The organism is Salmonella sp. SAL04157 (assembly GCF_046551635.1).
Taxonomy (GTDB): domain Bacteria; phylum Pseudomonadota; class Gammaproteobacteria; order Enterobacterales; family Enterobacteriaceae; genus Salmonella; species Salmonella enterica.
This window is the reverse complement of sequence record NZ_JBGDVS010000007.1, coordinates 43730-61727: the sequence shown is the minus strand read 5'-3', so window position 1 is coordinate 61727 and position 17998 is coordinate 43730. Positions and strand designations below refer to the sequence as shown.

General features: G+C 49.0%; 18 protein-coding genes and 1 pseudogene. 16 read left to right on the top strand and 3 right to left on the bottom strand.

Annotated features, from left to right (window positions below; all coding sequences use genetic code 11):
- The first annotated feature begins 21 nt into the window (after positions 1-21).
- Genes ACLJRE_RS16115 through ACLJRE_RS16100 form a run of 4 tightly spaced genes read left to right on the top strand, consistent with a single transcriptional unit; the run spans position 22 to position 3172 of the window.
- Positions 22-618, top strand: a complete 597-nt coding sequence (locus ACLJRE_RS16115) for a type 4 pilus major pilin (RefSeq protein ID WP_226649998.1) — start codon at positions 22-24, stop codon at positions 616-618.
- 9 nt (positions 619-627) lie between these two features.
- On the top strand, positions 628-1104 hold the full coding sequence (locus tag ACLJRE_RS16110; protein WP_024799088.1) for a lytic transglycosylase domain-containing protein: 477 nt from the start codon (positions 628-630) through the stop codon (positions 1102-1104).
- Positions 1101-1763: a prepilin peptidase gene (locus ACLJRE_RS16105; protein WP_071953602.1), complete on the top strand. Its 663-nt coding sequence runs from the start codon at positions 1101-1103 to the stop codon at positions 1761-1763. Before ACLJRE_RS16110 ends, ACLJRE_RS16105 begins: the two co-directional genes overlap by 4 nt.
- The gene (locus ACLJRE_RS16100; protein WP_304988598.1) at positions 1760-3172 is read left to right on the top strand and encodes a shufflon system plasmid conjugative transfer pilus tip adhesin PilV; all 1413 of its coding nucleotides are present in this window, start codon (positions 1760-1762) and stop codon (positions 3170-3172) included. Before ACLJRE_RS16105 ends, ACLJRE_RS16100 begins: the two co-directional genes overlap by 4 nt.
- 340 nt (positions 3173-3512) lie before the next feature.
- Here ACLJRE_RS16100 and ACLJRE_RS16095 read toward each other — a convergent pair whose 3' ends face one another.
- On the bottom strand, positions 3513-3773 hold the full coding sequence (locus ACLJRE_RS16095; protein WP_222985083.1) for a hypothetical protein: 261 nt from the start codon (positions 3771-3773) through the stop codon (positions 3513-3515).
- A gap of 1217 nt (positions 3774-4990) precedes the next feature.
- A pseudogene (locus tag ACLJRE_RS16090) lies at positions 4991-5377 on the bottom strand (phage tail protein); the annotation flags it as partial.
- A gap of 82 nt (positions 5378-5459) precedes the next feature.
- Here ACLJRE_RS16090 and ACLJRE_RS16085 point away from each other — a divergent pair.
- The 5 genes from ACLJRE_RS16085 (at position 5460) to ACLJRE_RS16065 (ending at position 10273) form a co-directional block, all read left to right on the top strand.
- Complete coding sequence (locus tag ACLJRE_RS16085; protein ID WP_071953598.1) at positions 5460-6611, top strand: site-specific integrase; 1152 nt, start codon at positions 5460-5462, stop codon at positions 6609-6611.
- 96 nt (positions 6612-6707) lie between these two features.
- Positions 6708-7175: a hypothetical protein gene (locus ACLJRE_RS16080; RefSeq protein WP_071953597.1), complete on the top strand. Its 468-nt coding sequence runs from the start codon at positions 6708-6710 to the stop codon at positions 7173-7175.
- Positions 7176-7388: 213 nt separating this feature from the next.
- Positions 7389-8264 carry a hypothetical protein gene (locus ACLJRE_RS16075; RefSeq protein ID WP_071953596.1) on the top strand — a complete coding sequence of 292 codons (876 nt, stop codon included), beginning with the start codon at positions 7389-7391 and terminating at the stop codon, positions 8262-8264.
- A gap of 111 nt (positions 8265-8375) precedes the next feature.
- Entirely contained in the window at positions 8376-9572 is a 1197-nt protein-coding gene (locus tag ACLJRE_RS16070; protein WP_071953595.1) for a conjugal transfer protein TraF, read from the top strand.
- A gap of 62 nt (positions 9573-9634) precedes the next feature.
- The gene (locus ACLJRE_RS16065) at positions 9635-10273 is read left to right on the top strand and encodes a hypothetical protein (RefSeq protein ID WP_071953594.1); all 639 of its coding nucleotides are present in this window, start codon (positions 9635-9637) and stop codon (positions 10271-10273) included.
- Between the two features lie 312 nt (positions 10274-10585).
- Here the strand turns inward: ACLJRE_RS16065 and ACLJRE_RS16060 are convergent, their stop codons facing one another.
- Positions 10586-11320, bottom strand: coding sequence for a hypothetical protein (locus tag ACLJRE_RS16060; RefSeq protein ID WP_304988597.1), 735 nt, complete (start codon positions 11318-11320; stop codon positions 10586-10588).
- A 207-nt stretch (positions 11321-11527) separates the two neighbouring features.
- Here ACLJRE_RS16060 and ACLJRE_RS16055 point away from each other — a divergent pair, with 207 nt between their 5' ends.
- The 7 genes from ACLJRE_RS16055 to ACLJRE_RS16025 are packed head-to-tail and all read left to right on the top strand — an operon-like array spanning position 11528 to position 17846.
- Entirely contained in the window at positions 11528-12442 is a 915-nt protein-coding gene (locus ACLJRE_RS16055) for a hypothetical protein (protein WP_410957458.1), read from the top strand.
- Between the two features lie 27 nt (positions 12443-12469).
- The gene (locus ACLJRE_RS16050) at positions 12470-13201 is read left to right on the top strand and encodes a TIGR03759 family integrating conjugative element protein (protein WP_057520072.1); all 732 of its coding nucleotides are present in this window, start codon (positions 12470-12472) and stop codon (positions 13199-13201) included.
- Complete coding sequence (locus tag ACLJRE_RS16045; protein WP_071953591.1) at positions 13180-13866, top strand: transglycosylase SLT domain-containing protein; 687 nt, start codon at positions 13180-13182, stop codon at positions 13864-13866. Before ACLJRE_RS16050 ends, ACLJRE_RS16045 begins: the two co-directional genes overlap by 22 nt.
- A gap of 35 nt (positions 13867-13901) precedes the next feature.
- Positions 13902-14402 carry an integrating conjugative element protein gene (locus ACLJRE_RS16040; protein WP_410957457.1) on the top strand — a complete coding sequence of 167 codons (501 nt, stop codon included), beginning with the start codon at positions 13902-13904 and terminating at the stop codon, positions 14400-14402.
- Positions 14403-14411: 9 nt separating this feature from the next.
- Positions 14412-14981, top strand: a complete 570-nt coding sequence (locus ACLJRE_RS16035; RefSeq protein WP_057520012.1) for a restriction endonuclease — start codon at positions 14412-14414, stop codon at positions 14979-14981.
- A gap of 19 nt (positions 14982-15000) precedes the next feature.
- Positions 15001-17091, top strand: coding sequence for a type IV conjugative transfer system coupling protein TraD (traD, locus tag ACLJRE_RS16030; RefSeq protein WP_220573949.1), 2091 nt, complete (start codon positions 15001-15003; stop codon positions 17089-17091).
- The gene (locus tag ACLJRE_RS16025) at positions 17088-17846 is read left to right on the top strand and encodes a TIGR03747 family integrating conjugative element membrane protein (protein WP_071953589.1); all 759 of its coding nucleotides are present in this window, start codon (positions 17088-17090) and stop codon (positions 17844-17846) included. The genes traD and ACLJRE_RS16025 overlap by 4 nt, the downstream gene beginning before the upstream one ends.
- The last annotated feature ends 152 nt before the right edge of the window (positions 17847-17998 follow it).

Here is a 17998-nt window from a genome sequence, read left to right as displayed (position 1 = left end):
AAAAATGAAACAGAGGGAAAGATGATGAATGAGGTATCAACATTAAATCCATGCAACAGGCCTGACCGGGGAATGTCGGCAGATGCCGGTGCCACTGCACTGTTTATTCTGGTGATCATTGGGGTGATAGCCGCGGCGGTCTGGTCGATGTGGGGCAAAAAGGATGCGGGTACGGAGCTGACAAACTATCAGACCCTGGCCACGAACACCATTGGCATGATGAAAGGCGTTGACGGTTATGCTTTTACCAGTGGCGCTAAAATGACCGGTACGTTAATTCAGGCCGGGGCGGCAAAAGGGATGACGGTCAGTGGAGACCCTGCTTCCGGTTCCGCGACACTGTGGAACTCATGGGGTGGCCAGATTGTGGTGGCGCCGGATACAGCGGGGGGAACCGGGTTTAATAATGGGTTCACCATTACCACAAACAAAGTTCCGCAATCTGCCTGCGTATCCATTTCAACAGGTATGAGCCGTTCAGGCGGCACGTCCGGTATTAAAATAAACGGCAATAACCACACCGATGCGAAAGTAACGGCAGAAATCGCGAGCGGTGAATGCACGGCAGATAATGGCCGGGCCGGTACCAATACGCTGGTTTTTACCTACAACGGCTGAGGAGGCGGGATGTGTGGATATTTTTCCCGACTGGCTTTATTCATGGCGCTGTGCAGTGTGCCGCTGTGGGTACAGGCGTTCTGCTTTGATGCTGCTGCGGCGAAATACCATGTCTCCCCGCTGCTGATTAAGTCCATGGCCATTGGTGAAAGTAATCTCGATCCGCATGCAACAAATGATAACCGGGACAAAAAAACGGGGAAAATCAAAAGCACGGATTATGGACTGATGATGGTTAATTCGACGCATATTCCCCGTCTTGTCTCGATGGGCGTCATCAGGGACAAAAATGATTTACTGAATAAACCCTGCCTGAATGTGCAGATTGGAACGTGGATCCTTGCGAAACATTTTCAGGTCTGTGGGGTGAGCTGGAACTGCCTTGGCTCTTATAACGCAGGCTTCCGGCCTGACCGGCATGAAACACGGGAGCGTTATGCAAACCGGATCTGGAAAATTTATCAGCGGCAAACGGGGGCTCAATGACAGTCTCTCTTATCGGTACCATTTTTCCTCCTGTGTATGCCATACCTGCTTTTATCGGGTGCGCCATTTTCGGGGCGGTACTGTTAAGGCCGGTACGTCTTTATCTGGCTGCAGCGGAGGTGGATATCTCACGCCATTGTGCCGTCGTGGTGGGTATCTGGCTGTTTGCGGTAACGGGTTTGCTGATACTTATGGCACCTCAGGTCTGGATGATACGTATCGGAATGCTGTTTATGTGCAGTTTTTTGCTGCAACTGGGAGTGATGGATGCAACCAGCGGTTGGTTGCCACGACCGTTTACCGCAGCCTGTTTATGTAGCGGATTATTGTTCTGTCTCGCTTTTCATCGGGAGCCGGAACTTCGCTTTATGGAAACCGCGGCGATGGCGGTGGTGATGGGGTCTATTTGTCACGGTGTTAACCGACGGCGACCTCAGCTTGGCGTGGGAGATGTCTGGCTGGTCTGTGCCCTGGTAGGCTGGATGGGGGTAACGGATGCACTGCAGGCGGCGTTTTTTGGGCTGAGTGGTTTTATGTTGTGGCAGTGGATAGTCCATCGGGACTTTCTGCGTTGCGGGGTTCTGGGCCCCTGGCTGTGTGCAGGGTGCATACCAGTCATTGTGGATAGGTTGTACCAGCCTGAGTGGATACTGAGATGAAAAAACAAAAACATGATGGCGGCTTTGTGGCGATGAGTGTGGGAGCCGGGTTACTCATTGTTCTGGTGATGGCCTCGTTGGCTGCCCGATATATGGGAGATTATCTTAAATCCCGTGAGTGGCAGGTCGTAGCCATGCAAACCAATCGTTTCACTCAGGCAGTCTCATCCTATGTCGGAAAGTTTTATCCGACTGTGCTGGCATCAGCGACCACAACTACACCTGCCGTGGTAACAACTCAAATGCTGAAGAATACAGGTTTGCTGCCGGCGAGCTTTAGTGAGACCAACAGTTATGGCCAGCAGTATCAGGCGATGATAGTCCGGAATCAGCAAAATCAGGAGTTGCTTCAGGGCATGGTGGTCAGCCGCGGTGGTCATGCTATGCCCTTTAAAGCGCTAAGCCAGATCTCGAAAGACATTACCGCCGGCTTCGGGGGATACGTTGAAGATGGGCAAACGGCGGTAGGAGCGATGCGCAGCTGGCGAATTGCTCTGTCCTCCTACGGGACCAGCACCGGAAGAGGTCACCTGGCCGTCATGCTGAGCACGGATGACCTGTCAGGTGCGCGTGAAGACGGGGACAGGCTGTATCGTTTTCAGGTCAATGGTCGTCCGGATTTGAACAAGATGCACACAGCTATTGATATGGGAGGAAATAACCTGAATAGCGTCGGCACTGTTACGGCCAGTAATGTGGCAGGCCAGAATGGGAATTTTGGCGTAAGTCTGGTCAGTAATGGTCCGATCACTGCGGGGGGAGATATTCGAAGCACAGGGGGATGGATTGTAACCCGCAGTGGTAAAGGTTGGATGGATGAGACCCATGGTGGTGGTTTGTATATGTCAGATAACGACTGGTTACGGATCCTGAATAACAAGGGGTTTTATACCGGTGGTGAAATTCGCGGTGGGAAGATTCGCGCGGATGGGGACGTATCGGCAGGCGGTATTTTAACGCTGGATAAGATTAATGTTGCCGGCACTGCTTGTCCTGTAAATGGTGCAATAAGTCGTGATACAGCAGGTGCCACACTTTCGTGCCAATCCGGTCTGTGGCGTTCCTCTGACCCAGAAGATGGTAGTTACGCATATCTTGGTGCTTTTAATGGGGTTTTTAGCGGAAACAACACAACCGGAAAGCAATTTAAAATCTATGTATGGGGAGGCAACCCTCCTCCGAGAAAAATCAACTTCGGTAACTCTGATAACTGTGCAAATACGTTTTCACTAACTGCCAGTGTGGGAGGCTTGACGGTGGCAAACTCAGTAGATGGGAATTCTGAGTGGCATAAATCTGGAAGTTTTTCATTTGATGTACCTAATGGAGCATCATTTTCGATTACATCAAATGGCATGATGGCCTATGGATGTGATTACGGTACTTTCAGCGTATTTCGATATCATTAGCTTTTTAATTTTTGGCACACCATGCAATTGCGCGCAGACATGTTCCCCCCGTAACACCACCACCCGTATATATTTGCCAGGCATTCTCTGATGGTGACGGCATGGATAGATCGGGACTATTCCAGCCGCTACCACCACTCCACTTTGAAAGGATAAAACCTCCGGAGACTAGCTGTTTTCCTGTGGGGCAGTAGGCCTTTGAGTAAATGTACTTCCCACACGCATCATTACCTGTAGCCATTTCAAATAAGGACATTTTTTCGCTCGATGTCCAGATACCGGATTGGCACGTTTGCCCGTGCCAATCCGGTATCTGGAAAAATGTAGGAGATGGCGATATTCAGGTGGTCAGTGTTACAGCTGAAGCATGGCGTTTTCCATCCGCAACTGCATGGTGTCCAGTAGGTAAAAAAGTTACCGGTGGCGGTGCAAACTGCTTTACACCAGGCGGTAGTATTTGGCTAGTCCATTCAGCCCCGGCTGGTGATAATGGCTGGGTTGCGACTTGCGATACGACAAAAGAGAGAAACGCATCGATAATCGTACATGCCTTATGCTTTTGATTATCTTGCAAATTACAAGGTGTTTCGTTGCTTCCCATGCTTCCTGGTCAGTTATTTTGCGACTCAAAAGACGTGTATACAATACCGGCTGACCGAGTTCTGTCGAAGATCTGATAACAGTGTGTAGTAAATCAATTTCTGTATTGGGCACAAGTGATTTCAAGTCGTCGCCCATTGTGTGAAGTTACCACCCACCATCCGTTTAGTACCTTGAGGAAAAATTCTCCCTTTCGTGAATTTGGGTGTTTTAACCAGCCTGAAGGATAACAAACATGAGTCGATACAGGTCGAATAAGTTGCCCGGTGGACGGCACTAGAGTTTCGAAACTGAATGTATAACTACCCAGTAGTGTCCAGATACCGGATTGGCACGTTTGCCCGTGCCAATCCGGTATCTGGATTTCGGGGAAAACCAAGTTCACCACTCAGCTCTACGACATAGGGCAGAATGTGAATGCGCAGTACATAGGCATTCATGCTTATTGCAGTTGGACACATCTATTTTCTGCTCCTCTAGGGGGACGCCAGAGGGTCTACAATGTTGGGAACGCCTGGTATGTTACGAACACCCCTTACGGAGGTTTTCAAACAGGATCGACCGTTTCCGTAACATGCCTGAATCTGCCGGGTGCAGGGCTTTAATTCATAATCCGGCGCCAGGTAAGTTCAAACAAGTTACCGAAATAGTACCTCCGGATTCGTAGTTCCCCCATCTGTAGTTAGAGACATACCAGCCGTTGGAACCGTTCGAGTGTATCTCCTGAAACCCGCCCAGAGGTGAGCCATTGAGATTTGTCCATGCACAATAGGCATGTACTCCTAGGTACTGATTTCCTACATTTTTACCGACGTTAAATGTCTGAATATTGAAATTCAGCCGGTAAGAAATCCAGATACCGGATTGGCACGGGCAAACGTGCCAATCCGGTATCTGGCAAGGCATTAAATTTTCATTCAAAATCGGGGGGACATTCCAGGTCTGGCCTGGGCAAACAGTAAATCTTGGGCGGTTTAAACTATGTATTAATACATACCGCATTGACGGCCGCGAGTTGGCCATTACTGAACTAATTCCTACCGATGGCCCCGACGAGAACGGTTATATGAACTGGCGAGCTACGAACGCAACTCAATACTCACCTTACTATATGGGTATTCACTGCTTCATTTGATGTGCTCATCGAAAGAACATAGCGTAGGCAGCTTGGACATAAGTTGCCATTGATACAGACGAGATACAGCTTTCTTAGCGCGATCAACCGGCCTTTACAATGTAATTAAAAGCAATATTTTTGGGCCTGACTTCACGAGCGTCAGTATGATAATAATGGGCCATCCCACTGTGATGTCCCTGAAGATGTCCACCCGGGTTATAGATCATATCGCTCTGGTCAGCCTGATAACTCAAAATCGTTCTTCCGTTATCAAGACCTCGTCCATTATCCCACCCCCGGATAAAAGCCCCCCGAAGATCGGGTAAAACGCACCCAGGGTATACACGAGCAAGTCCGGGATAAGAGCCGCAGGGAAAGCGTTGTCCGGCCATTAAAAAATATCCAGGGGGAGGTGTTACAGAGGGCCATGGGATGGGACTACCGATGGGGTAACCTTCCAGTTCTCGCCACAGACCGGATTGGCACGCATGTCCTTACGTTTATTGAGGGAATTAGAGTTTTTCGTTACGGTGGAGAAAAACCTCAATTCTTCTCGCAAAGGTATCTGCAATGTCTCGCCCACAACGCATAAAAAAAATGTCTCTGTCGAAAGCCCTTGAAAAGTACTACGCCACTGTGTCTGTGCATAAACGGGGGCATCAGCAGGAATTCTATCGTGTTAGGGTCATTCAGCGACATCCCCTGGCAGAGAAGATGATGGATGAAATCACAACAGTGGATATTGCGTCTTACCGCGATGAACGGCTGTCTCAGGTGAATACGCGTACCGGACGGTGTATTTCAGGAAACACAGTCCGGCTCGAACTCGCTTTACTGTCATCACTGTATAATCTGGCCAGCGTAGAGTGGGGAACATGCAGAACTAACCCCGTTGAAATGGTTCGTAAGCCAAAAATATCAGGAGGACGGGATCGACGTTTAACATCACAAGAGGAACGGCGCTTATCCCGCTACTTCCAGGAACAGAATCCAGCCCTTCACGCCATATTTCACCTCGCCATTGAAACAGCGATGAGACAAGGAGAGATCTTGTCACTTCGATGGGAGCATATCGACCTGCAGCATGGCGTTGCCCATCTGCCAATGACAAAAAACGGCAGTTCGCGAGATGTTCCCTTATCCCGCAAAGCTCGCCATTTGCTACAGGGAATGATGGTCGCACTTAGCGGCAATGTTTTTCACTATTCATCATCTGGTTTTAAAAGTGCCTGGAGGGTGGCTCTGCAGCGCCTGAATATCGTCGATCTCCATTTTCACGATCTGCGTCATGAAGCGATTAGCCGACTGTTTGAACTGGGAACACTCAACGTTATGGAAGTGGCGGCTATTTCCGGCCACCGTTCCCTGAATATGCTCAGACGTTATACCCATCTCAGAGCATACCAGCTTGTCAGTAAACTTGACGCTCGCCGAAGACAAACACAAAAGATTGCTCCGTATTTTGTCCCTTATCCTGCCTGTATTGAGTCCGTTAATGAAGGATCAGATGGCTGTTGTGGTTTTCGTGTTCACCTACCCGATTTTGACAATCTTTCAGTGTCAGCGGCATCGAGGGAAAGTGCGCTGGAGGCTGCAGGTGTTCTGTTGCTACGAACGCTGGCTAATGCGGCTCAGCGGGGAGAGCGTGTGCCTCGCCCCGGCGATTTGCCGGAAGGCAAGCATGAGCGGGTAATGATTCATCCTCTTTTGAGTGCTGCCTGATAAATTTGCCGTTACGGATAGTCATTTACGTGATTTATTCTCGTCGTTGAGGAGGTACGCTGCTGCCGTTCATTATCTGCAAAAAAGGACGGAGGGGTGGAGTACGCTTTGTTTGTGATGTTCTGTCTGGCGCTGTATTGCCCGTGTTTTACGTTAATTGCGCTGTTCACGCCCTGGAAAGGGTTTGCTGTATTCAGTGTAACGCATCGTCGCCGTCAATACTGGGCTATACATCTTGCCTTGCTTGATCGGGTGGGGGCGATGAACCGCCGCCAGGCCCGACGCTATCACCAGGCATTTGTTCAGGCGTTGGAGACAGCCCTGATGGCGCGGCCGGTGTGTCCCGTTTTTTTCCGTTCACATCTTATGCGGTCAGCCCAGGTAGCGCTTGCCTGTCAGGTTCTTTCACACAGGACGGGATATCGCTGTCGGATCGCTCCCATTACGCTTCCGCGCTGGGAACGTGTTGCTATTGTTGCGCAAATGCTGCTACAGGAGTGGCGGCTTATTCAACTGCCTTCTGAAGAGGGGATAATGGTAGTCATTCATCGTTTGCCGGAGTAAATCTTTTTTTCAGAATTATATTTTTCTGTCGATTTCACGTCGACATGGTTTTAATCTTCTTCATACATTAGATCAAACCGATCGAAATATTTCATTATACCTGATGAATAAATGAGATTAATCTTTCTATTACATTGGGGCGCAGAACTTGAAAAAATGAAATGAGTTGAATTTCACTCTTTTGTATCCAGTAAAATATTTAAGGTTGTCAATATGAATGCAACTTATAACGCGCTAATTGCATTAATGCGATCTGGTGAAATACCACTTGAATCGGGGGCATCAGTACCTGCATCCAGTGCACAGTTTTCAGTAAGAATACGGCCGGAAACTCGGGTATTTCTGGACAGGTGCGCAGAGCATCTGGGTATATCCCGGGCCGCTATGTTTGGTATGTGTATTGATGGCATTGTAGCAGAGGCGAGAGAGAGTATAGCGGACAGAACGTCCACACTTTATGAGCGATTCTGTCTGCTGTTGGATGCTCATGGATTAAATGTTATCGAACAGGCACAGCTACTGGCTTCCTGGGGAATAAGGGCCAGTGTATTAGCGAGTCAGGATAGGACGCTTGATCTCCTGAACAAACCTTTGCTGCAGCAATTGTCGACATGGTTTGATGTAGATGTTAACTGGTTGCTGGGAAACTCCTCCTATCCGGTAGATATGGCTGACGGGCAGCGCGACTGGGCTGTGCAGACTCCCTCTCTGTTATGCCGTCTGCAGTCAATTCAGTCAGTGGATCCGGTTGAGTTAATTTTCTTCTGGCAGCAGGGGCGTAAACCTCAAAGTGTGGGGTTGTGTCTGCGCTATCGCCCCCTTATTTCAGGTGAGCCGATCGGGATCCTCAGGGTATATCAGGCACTAGACTGGCAAGATGGGCAGGTTCAGCAGGCATATAATCAATTGCGGCGTATAACCAGTATCACTCCCGGCGGGTATACAAAAGATAAAGTAGAAAAATATCCTCCTATCCGCATGCGTTATTTTACTTTCTCAGCGCGACAAATGCAGGCATTGGATAATGGAGCGGTTATTCCTGCCATGATATTCGATAAACCTAAGGGTGAATATCCAGGTATTCCCTGATTGTTCCTTTTTTTCAAATAAAAAACTCGCCAGTAGTTTTCCGATTCAACATCGGTAAGGGCACCTATATATCTAAAAATGTAGCGTATGTATATTTATTAAGGATGAAAAATGAAATTTAAATCTCGTCAGTATTCTCTGGTGTATTTCTCTGTTCTTATCGCTTTATCAGGAACTGCGAATGCGGCAACAACTTATATGGATGCCCGCAATGACGCAATGGGCGGAACCGGCGTGGCCTCATCTCATTACGGAACAGCGGCACTCGCAAACCCTGCTTTGCTTACGCATTTTGGGGCTTCTGAGGATTTCAGTCTTATTCTGCCGTCTGTCGGTGCGCAGGTTTCAGATCCGGATCATCTTCAGAAGGGTGTGGATGATGTAAAAGATGCCTGGGATCGCTATGACAGCGAATTGTCACCGGGTTCAGCAGCTGATTTGAAGCAGCAGCTTTTGAAATTCAAAAACACGCATGCCAGTGCGCAGGCCAGTGTGGGTATGGTGGCAACCGTACCGAATCATGTCGCGCCTTTTGCACTGATGGTGAAATCGTGGGGAACGGCAACGGTGGACGGCAAAGTCAGCGACCATGACCTGCAGTATCTTGATGATGTGGCCAACGGCAAAATTATCCCGACTGACGCTGACCGTGATTCGCTAACATCCCGTGCCTATGGCCGCGCAGCGGTAGTTAGTGATGTAGGTATTTCGATAGCCCGGGAGTTTAATACTGGCGGGCTTAAATACTCAGTGGGTGTGACCCCAAAATACCAGCGTGTTGACCTGTTTAATTACAATGTCACCATTCAGAACTATGACAGTCATGACTTCCGCAGCAGTGATTACCGCAACACTTCCACTGGATTTAACGCCGACATTGGCTTTGCCACTGACCTGAACGCTAACTGGACACTGGGCCTGGTTGCTCAGAATATTGTTCCGCGCAGTATCGATACAAAAGAAGTTAACGGGCTGAAAGAAACGTTCAAAATTCGCCCTCAGGCGACGGCTGGCGCCTCATGGCACAACACGCTGGTGACAACGGCGCTCGATGTTGACCTGACCCCGGCCAGTGGCTTCACATCGGACAAAAAGCGGCAGTTTGCCTCCCTGGGGGCTGAATTCAATGCGTGGAAATGGGCGCAGCTGCGCGCGGGTTATCGCCAGAATATGGCTTCCTCTGAAGGTAGTGCCTTCACCGCCGGTATTGGTATTTCCCCGTTCGATGTGATGCATCTTGACCTGACCGGCCTGGTGGGGACGGATCGCACATATGGTGCGGTGGCACAGCTGAGCGTAACGTTCTGATTGTAAATGCAATTACGGGGGGCGCTATCAGCGTATCCCCTTATGCGGGAGATTAAACAGCAATGACACAACCTGCCAGGAAAAAAGAGGCCGCCACGCACCTGGAGCTGCTTGAAGCTGAACTGACTGCCGCCCGTAAGGTAACGGCCAGATACAGGACCGCGATGGAGAAAGCAGAAAAACGGCTGGATGCAGCTGAAGACTCTCAGGCTGACGTGCAATACCGGTATGACTGTGCCCTTGTGGCCTCATGGGGCGACACGCCTGACTGGCTGACACTGCTTGACGGCGATGAAAGCCGGAGTTCAGTGATGTATGAGCTGGCGCGCGATGGTCTGGAACGTCTGGGACTCGGGACATCGATGATTAACATGGAAACCGGCCAGCGGGTGGTCTGGCTGGGGTTCAGGACGGATAGTGAAGCCGAACTGCAGTATAAGCTTCACGGTGTGCAGTTTATCCTGCCGTTCTTGAAAGCCGGGAGCCAGGGCCAGCGGGAAATCAGTATCTGCCAGCCGCAGCGCGATAAATTTGCGCTGTCCCTCATGGTGGATGCGCGGACTCAGGCGGTCAGCGTGATGAAGCGGGTGTATGGCAGGGAAAAAGAGCGTACCGGTTTTTCGGGGCTGGAGGCGGCGCTTCGCTATATTCGCTGTATCCATTTCGATACCAGTATTGAGGCCGGCAGCATGATTACATGAACTGGCAGTCGGCCATCGCAGGGCTGAAGTGATGAATTACAGGAAGATCATAACTGCGTCGCCGGCATTGCCCGTTGACGGGGAATGCCGGCGACGCAGTCTGCGGGGTGTGGGGCGGCAAAGAGCCCCGTCAACGCTTTATCTTCATACTGCACATATATTCAAGAGGCTGAACGATGGTAAATTTAATACCTGATTTAGCAGGCATAAGTGCTTTGTTACACGGAGATCTTGGAGGTGTCGTACTCGTCATTTTGTTTTTAGGTACACTGTTATTTTTGGGAAATCTTATGCTTATAGTTTTGGCTTCAGTTAGATTCTTTTTATTTGCTTTTTCTTTGCTGAAAAGTCCTCCTCTGATATAGAAATAAGAAAATCAATTGAAGCTTTTATTTTTGAACAGTGTCCGATGTAAAAAACTAAATAGCAAAATTCTATATATGTATAAATGATAATTGCTGCTGTGATGCAAATGATAAGGAAAGATATACCAGTGAGATAGGTATCAGATAAAATCTGGTTGATTATGTCATAAGGTATAGCAGTTGTTATCTTATTAGTGAAAAGAACAATGATAAAGGCAAATCCTCCGCAGATGATTTTGAAGGTGTTGAGCCTTTTTTCAAGAGAACCCTGAACAGATGATATTATTGTTGATGATGCTTTTAATGCTGGAACAGACCAGTCGTTTTTTTTAATACATTGTTCTATGATTATGTCATCCATTCTGCTTAGACTTTTTTGCTTCACCAGAAGATAAATGGCTGGCATCATTAAAATTATAACAGACATAACTGCGAATTTCATGAAAAGTTCGACATCATAAAGTCCTGCTGCTATATTTTTTTTCATGATGTTAAATAGAGCTGTCATAATACAGAATTCGGCTAAACTTAAAATCAATAACCAAAAGAATATTGGGCGACTTCTTGTGTTAGCATGAAAGTAATCCAATAACTCTTTGGATTCCGATAGTATTTTTACCCTGTCATGTTTTCTACCGAAAGACTCCAGGGCGGCGCTTATATTATCATGAGTGTTTTTCATTATTTTTCCTGATAACCTCTGAATCTGTTCTGAAGGTTATACTACATAGTGCGTTCCATCTCTGGCAATCATGCCTCTGCCATTTTGTGTTCCTGACGCCAATCTGGATCCCTTTATTTTCACTTTTCAGTTTTGATTTGTCTGTCGTATCCGCTGAACTGTTTTTGCATAGTCATGGTGAAAACCGTTTTCCGGAGGACTTATACCATGGCGACAACGACGGCATCTTCTGTCGATATTCCGTCAGATAATGATTTACCTTTATCCGCTCACCTCTCTGAACCTGCCGGACCGGCTATTGATACGTCGGAAAGCCCTGTTACAACAGACACTTCAGCACAGTCAGCTGCACACCGACTGGGAGGAAAGGGGAGTCGTCTGTGGCATCCTTCTTCAGACCGCCGTTCCCTCATATTTAAAGTGTCATCCGCTCTGGTGTACTGCGTATTACTGGGCGCTGTCTTAATCCTCTGGCTGACAGTACGTCAGCAGCAGATACAGCTTACCACCCTTGATGCGGCGTTCCGCAGCGGACAGCTGCAGACACTTCCCGATCGTATGCAGGCCATAGAAGACAGGCAGCAACAATTCGTTCCGAAACTGCAGGGAGAAAAATGGCAGCTCAGGCTGAGTGAGCAGGAGCAGCGACTCACCGCGTTTGAGCAGCAATTTTCTTCGCTGGTTACAGAGGTTAAAGAGACTCAGGCGGCGACTGCCAGGGCTGTTGCCCGACAGGATGAAACGGGCATGAAGCTCGACGCTGTTCATAAAGCGCTGACTGAGCAGACTTCGCGTATAGATACCCTCGCGTCCTGGAAAGACACGTGGAGTAAACGCACTGTGGCGACTGCCACGAAGGCGACCCCGTCACCCGGAGGTGGACAGTCTGCCGCAAAAAAGTCGTCAAAACCACGGGTCATTAAGCCGCCTTTCACTCTGGTGAGTATTGAATGCAGGGGAGGGCAGGCTTACGCCGTTATTCTGCCGGCGGGGAACAGTGGCTGGACACAGCTGCGCATGGTAAGCCCGGGAGAGAGTCTGTCAGGCTGGATGCTGGTGAACATCAGCGGTAACCAGGCTGAGTTTCAGGTTAACGGGCAGGCACAACGTTTAACGCTCTGAGTCAGGGAGAAATACTGGATGAAACCGATGAAATCAACGTTAAATTGCCCCCGACGGTGGACTGCGTCAGTCATGCTGGCTGTTATCGTAAGTCTGCCTGCTCTGGCTTCAGTGAGTACGGGCCGCAGTGTAAGCGCACCCCAGCAGCAAAATACGACTACAGAAGGAAGGACGCAGACGTCGGGAACGGCATGGGGACTCAGCGAAAAAGAATGGCAGCAGTATCAACAGGTACTTAAAGGTCCCAGAGCATTACAGTCACCTGGCATTGACCCGTTGATGGCACTGGGGCTGGAGGCCGGTTCGGCAAGCGAACGCCGGCGTTTTGCTGAAATGTGGGTGAAGGAAGAGTATGCCCGGGTTGAAAAGGAGCTGGCCTTTCAGCGGGAAGTGGATGCTGCCTGGAAACGCCTTTATCCCAATACTCTCTCCGTAAACATGGGCAATGCCAGCGGTATTGCCCATGATACACAGGGAAGAGTGGCGTTATTTGTGAAGCGCAACTGTGTACCGTGCGATGCCAGAGTAAGTGCGGTTCTGGCAGACAACCGTCCGGTTGATATTTACCTGGTCGACAGTGGCGGCAGTGATGACACTATTCGCCAGTGGGCGCTTGCACATCATATTCCGGTCGATAAAGTTCGTAGCCGGCAGATTACCCTCAACCACGATAACGGCAACTGGCTGAAGTATGGTCAGGGATATATGCCGGTTATGCTTCAGCAGGGAGTATCCGGATGGCAAATCGCAGCATTCTGACAGCAGTCGGATACAGCGTCCCTGTTCTGATCCTTCTTATCGGGGGTGTTGGTAGTGCAGCTGCGGCAGAAAAGGGACGCGGTCTGCAAACAATTCCCCCGGGTTACCACCTTGTGGCAACTGAAGTCGGCGTACCCGCTGAAGCCCTGTATTCCGTTTCTCTTGCAGAAACATCCCGAAAACTACCGCATGGAGAGCGACCGTGGCCGTGGACACTCAATGTTGCCGGGAAAGGGTATCGGTATAACACCCGCCAGGAAGCGTATGACGCAATGTTGTCGTTCATGCGTCGCTATCCATTAAAGCGGATTGATGTTGGGATCGCGCAGGTTAACCTGGGCTGGAATGGAACTTATTTCAGCAGTTACTACGAAGCGTTGGATCCATATACCAACCTTCGGGTTGCCGCCCGTATTCTTAAATCCTGTTATGACAACAATCCGGGAAGCTGGATACAGGCCGCGGGATGTTATCACCATCCTTCAGGTGGAAAACCAGCACGAATCTATAAGTCCATCGTGAAACGCAAGCTGGCAACACTGGATTTAAACGCGCCTGTAGCGTACTCCGAACTTCAGATCGCACAGATATCGCCATCACAGCCCCATTTCTCACACTACAGCCGTGAACTGCAATGGGTTGAACCCAGGGAGTCCCGTCAGTGAAATTTAATTCTGTCTGTTTTTTTTTCAGGACATTCATGGTCAGTGTTTTGCTGACAACATCATCGATGGCAGCACTCAATGTGATTGCTGATCTTGGCGGAGAACCTACAGAGCCGCTTTTTGATGCCATCAATAATAAGAACAACGAGTTCACTCCGCCGAGGTCACTGAACGCCACGGGCGCGTCTGTACCCGCAGCCCCTGCGGATGTAAGTGATATGCTGCCCGTTACCACACCGGAAATGCGTGCAGGGAAAGTGGAAGCCCGTGAGTTAAATCTGAACGGCATGACACCGGTCTTTCTTGTTGGGGATGATTCGCTTTCACACGAGTGGTTGACTTTGCGGCGTGATGAGCTTAAGCGACTTCATGCTACAGGTCTGGTGGTGAATGTCAGCGATAAGGACGCGTTGTCGGAACTTCAGCAAATCATACCTGATGTCATTCTGCTGCCGGCATCAGCAAGCGAAATAGCGCGTCGTTTGCATCTCAACCACTACCCGGTGTTGATTACCGCCACCGGTCTGGCCCAGTAGGGTGCTCTCATGATCACAGCCATTCTTCTTTTACTTTTCTGTCTTCTCATTCCTGCCATATGGCGTAAGAAAATGCCGTCCGCACGCGACCACCGGCACCGGCGCTACCGACAGAACGCGGAGCGTGTGCTGTGCCGTCTGACCGCGCTTGATTCAGACGGGGCCCGTCTAAAGTATCTTCGAAAAATTAACCCGTATGTGTTTGAAGAGCTGCTGTTGTTGGCGTTTGAGAGGCAGGGACTCCTGGTTGTGAGAAACCAGACCTACAGTAGCGATGGCGGACTTGACGGGCAGGTTTTTATTGACGGAAAGCGCTGGTTAATTCAGGCAAAACGCTACAGACGGACTATTTCTCCGCAGCATATACGTGAGTTCGGAGAGCTGATTACCCGGGAGCAATGTTGTGGATTTTTTATTCATACAGGGCGGACGGGTAGAAAAAGCGTTAATTACCTGCAGTGCTGGCGAACAATACAACTGATCAGCGGGCAGCGACTACTTGATTTGCTGGCGGGGCGCCAGTGCTGGTACCACCGGTCAGTAACAAAGTCAGTTGCCGGGCAGCCGGTTATTACATAACAGTGTGAAAGGAGGAGCTATGAGTAACCGTTATGTCATGGAGGCGTTACTGAGGCCAGCAGTAGAGCTCTATTCAGCTGCTGCTGGCGGGGCTGCCACTTTTGTTCTGGTTGTCGCACCATGGTCGATGGCGTTAGCACCACAGGTCAGTTATGTGACTGCAGCCGGTTTTGCCATTTTCACAACAATCAGAACTCGTCAGGGTTTGCGCATCTTGCGCTATCGACGCAATATCCGTCGGTTACCCCGGTATCAAATGTCCAGTGAATCTATACCGGTAAGCCGACATTTTTTGTTTCTGGGGAAAGGCTTTATGTGGGAGCAAAAGCATACCCAACGTTTGCTTGAGACGAAACGGCCGGAAGTTGCTCCCTTTCTGAAGCCGTCAGTTTTCTACTCCCTGGCTCGTCAGTTTGAACGACGGTATGAATATACATTCCCTGGGTTATGTAGCCTGACAAGGCGAGATTCATTTTTTAATCCGGTACGCCCATTACCCCCTGTTGGTGGTAATTCGGCGATACATGGTGTCGAGATGGAGGAAGATAATGTTTTGATGAGTCTGACCGAGCGCGTTGGACATCTTCTTGTATTAGGAACGACACGAGTTGGTAAGACCCGTCTGGCAGAATTGTTAATCACGCAGGATATTCGCAGAGGAAATGTCACTATCGTTTTTGATCCCAAAGGTGATGCTGATCTGTTGAAACGAATGTGGGCTGAGACGAAACGAGCTAGGCGTAGCGACGAGTTTTATATCTTTCATCTTGGCTGGCCAGATATCAGTGCCCGTTATAATGCAGTCGGCCGTTTTGGACGTGTATCTGAAGTGGCCTCACGTGTTGCGGGGCAGCTTGGGGGAGAAGGAAATAACGCTGCGTTTAAAGAGTTTGCATGGCGCTTTGTCAATATCATCGCTCGTGCTCTTGTCGTTCTTGGTTTGCGACCTGATTATTCACTTATCCTGCGGTACGTAACAAATATTGCAGAGCTTTATGAGACCTATGCCGAGAAGTTACTGACTCAACAGGCTCCGGAGTTGTGGCTGATGGTTCAAAACCAGATGGGGATCCTGACTGAGGATGATTTACCACGTACGATGCAGGGACAGGTTAATGCTATTCGGGTTATGGCCATTGAAGTGGCATTATCCAGTGAGCAGGGCAAAAAAATATACGATCCCGTACTGGATGGGTTGCGTAGCGCTGTACGTTATGATCGAACATATTTCGATAAAATAGTCGCTTCATTGTTACCTCTTCTGGAAAAACTGACCACAGGCAAAACTGCGGCACTATTATCTCCTGACTACAGTGATATGAATGATCCGCGCCCATTAATAGACTGGCAGGAAATTATACGGAAAGGCGGTGTTGTTTACGTCGGTCTTGATGCTCTTTCAGATTCTGAAGTTGCTTCTGCGGTAGGTAACAGTATGTTTGCCGATCTGGTTTCAACAGCTGGATATATTTATAAGTTCGGACTGTCTGATGATATGCCCGAAGGGAGTAGCAAGCGGTTACCCATCAGTCTTCACTGTGATGAATTCAATGAGTTAATGGGAGAAGAATTCATTCCGATGATAAATAAAGGCGGTGGGGCAGGTATTGAAGTTACAGCCTATACCCAGACCTGGTCAGATATTGAGGCCAAAATTGGTAATGCAGCTAAAGCTGCCCAGGTCACAGGCAATTTCAATAATATGATTATGCTTCGTGTGAGAGAGAAAACGACAGCTGAGTTGCTGACAACGCAATTACCTGAAGTTGAAATTTATACAAAAACACTGGTTTCCGGTGTGACAGATATATCCAATCCGGATCAGGGGAGTGATTTCACATCCAACGTTCAGGACAGAGTAAGTAGTACACGTGTTCCTCTTTTATCTCCTGCAGAAGTAATGAATTTACCTAAAGGGCAGGCTTTTGCACTGCTGGAAGGAGGGCGATTATGGAAGATTCGTATGCCGCTGCCGGCATCTGTTGATGATGAAATGATGCCGGTAAACCTGCAGAGTATTGTCACTACAATGCGTAAACACTACCGAACGGGAGACACCTGGTGGTCAGGGAGTGTGCTCCCCGGAGATAATCTGGTGGATGCGCTATGAGTACAGAAAAAAACAGCTCTCAAAGTTCTCCACCACCGCGCAAGCCACCAGGTCTGCTGACCCTTGTTTTGTGGATCTGGCCAGTCAGGCTTTTGGCTTTTCTGCTGGTATCCTGGATGGCTGGTGTTTTTATTGAATGGGCAGGAATGTTTTTTTTCTGGTCAGATCAGGGAGCTTTGCATTCCCAGTCCGTTATGAATAAAGAACTTGGCTATTTATCAGCAGATTTTACTCAAAGCCTTATTTTTTCTTCACCATCAGTAACTACGATGGGCTGGATTTCGTCAGCTTACCAGTGGGCATTTGTGGACAGTGGATTACTCACCTGGATTCAGAAAGAACAAAGGGAGACAATAAGCAGTTCCGACTCTGTTGTTTTTTTTCTGGGACAAGTGCAGGCCTGGTTATTATCAGCGTTAAGCGATTATCTGCTTGCGCTGGTTTATGTCACCGTCGTTTTTGCCGTCAGGGTATTAATTCTTGTTTTATCCATTCCGTTATTTGTTCTGGTTATCATCGTCGCTGTGATAGACGGGTTGTGTCGTCGTGACCTGAGACGTTACGGGGCGGGTTATGAGTCGAGTTTTCTTTATCACCATGCCAAACGGTTTGTTAAACCGGCTGTTTATCTCCCTTGCTTACTTTACTTGTCATGGCCGGCGTCGATTTATCCAAATCTGTTACTTCTGCCCGGGGCATTGTTACTGGGACTGGCGGTTACTGTAGTGACATCTGCATTCAAAAAATATCTGTGACCGGCCAGGGTCAACCGCTGACTTACTGTCTTCTCTGTGGGGCTGGCACCAGCCCCGCGGGAGGATATAAATTTCAAAAAAGCATAAAGAGTTTCCTGCTGCATCTCCTCCCTGATTTCGCCACTCTGTTGTGACAGACGTACTCCATGAAA

Excerpts from the sequence above, each read along its gene's own strand:
- ACLJRE_RS16115 (WP_226649998.1), top strand. The coding sequence starts at position 22 with ATGATGAATGAGGTATCAACATTAAATCCATGCAACAGGCCTGACCGG.
- ACLJRE_RS16110 (WP_024799088.1), top strand. The coding sequence starts at position 628 with ATGTGTGGATATTTTTCCCGACTGGCTTTATTCATGGCGCTGTGCAGT.
- ACLJRE_RS16105 (WP_071953602.1), top strand. The coding sequence starts at position 1,101 with ATGACAGTCTCTCTTATCGGTACCATTTTTCCTCCTGTGTATGCCATA.
- ACLJRE_RS16100 (WP_304988598.1), top strand. The coding sequence starts at position 1,760 with ATGAAAAAACAAAAACATGATGGCGGCTTTGTGGCGATGAGTGTGGGA.
- ACLJRE_RS16095 (WP_222985083.1), bottom strand. The coding sequence starts at position 3,773 with ATGGGAAGCAACGAAACACCTTGTAATTTGCAAGATAATCAAAAGCAT.
- ACLJRE_RS16085 (WP_071953598.1), top strand. The coding sequence starts at position 5,460 with ATGTCTCGCCCACAACGCATAAAAAAAATGTCTCTGTCGAAAGCCCTT.
- ACLJRE_RS16075 (WP_071953596.1), top strand. The coding sequence starts at position 7,389 with ATGAATGCAACTTATAACGCGCTAATTGCATTAATGCGATCTGGTGAA.
- ACLJRE_RS16070 (WP_071953595.1), top strand. The coding sequence starts at position 8,376 with ATGAAATTTAAATCTCGTCAGTATTCTCTGGTGTATTTCTCTGTTCTT.
- ACLJRE_RS16065 (WP_071953594.1), top strand. The coding sequence starts at position 9,635 with ATGACACAACCTGCCAGGAAAAAAGAGGCCGCCACGCACCTGGAGCTG.
- ACLJRE_RS16060 (WP_304988597.1), bottom strand. The coding sequence starts at position 11,320 with ATGAAAAACACTCATGATAATATAAGCGCCGCCCTGGAGTCTTTCGGT.
- ACLJRE_RS16055 (WP_410957458.1), top strand. The coding sequence starts at position 11,528 with ATGGCGACAACGACGGCATCTTCTGTCGATATTCCGTCAGATAATGAT.
- ACLJRE_RS16050 (WP_057520072.1), top strand. The coding sequence starts at position 12,470 with ATGAAATCAACGTTAAATTGCCCCCGACGGTGGACTGCGTCAGTCATG.
- ACLJRE_RS16045 (WP_071953591.1), top strand. The coding sequence starts at position 13,180 with ATGGCAAATCGCAGCATTCTGACAGCAGTCGGATACAGCGTCCCTGTT.
- ACLJRE_RS16040 (WP_410957457.1), top strand. The coding sequence starts at position 13,902 with ATGGTCAGTGTTTTGCTGACAACATCATCGATGGCAGCACTCAATGTG.
- ACLJRE_RS16035 (WP_057520012.1), top strand. The coding sequence starts at position 14,412 with ATGATCACAGCCATTCTTCTTTTACTTTTCTGTCTTCTCATTCCTGCC.
- traD (WP_220573949.1), top strand. The coding sequence starts at position 15,001 with ATGAGTAACCGTTATGTCATGGAGGCGTTACTGAGGCCAGCAGTAGAG.
- ACLJRE_RS16025 (WP_071953589.1), top strand. The coding sequence starts at position 17,088 with ATGAGTACAGAAAAAAACAGCTCTCAAAGTTCTCCACCACCGCGCAAG.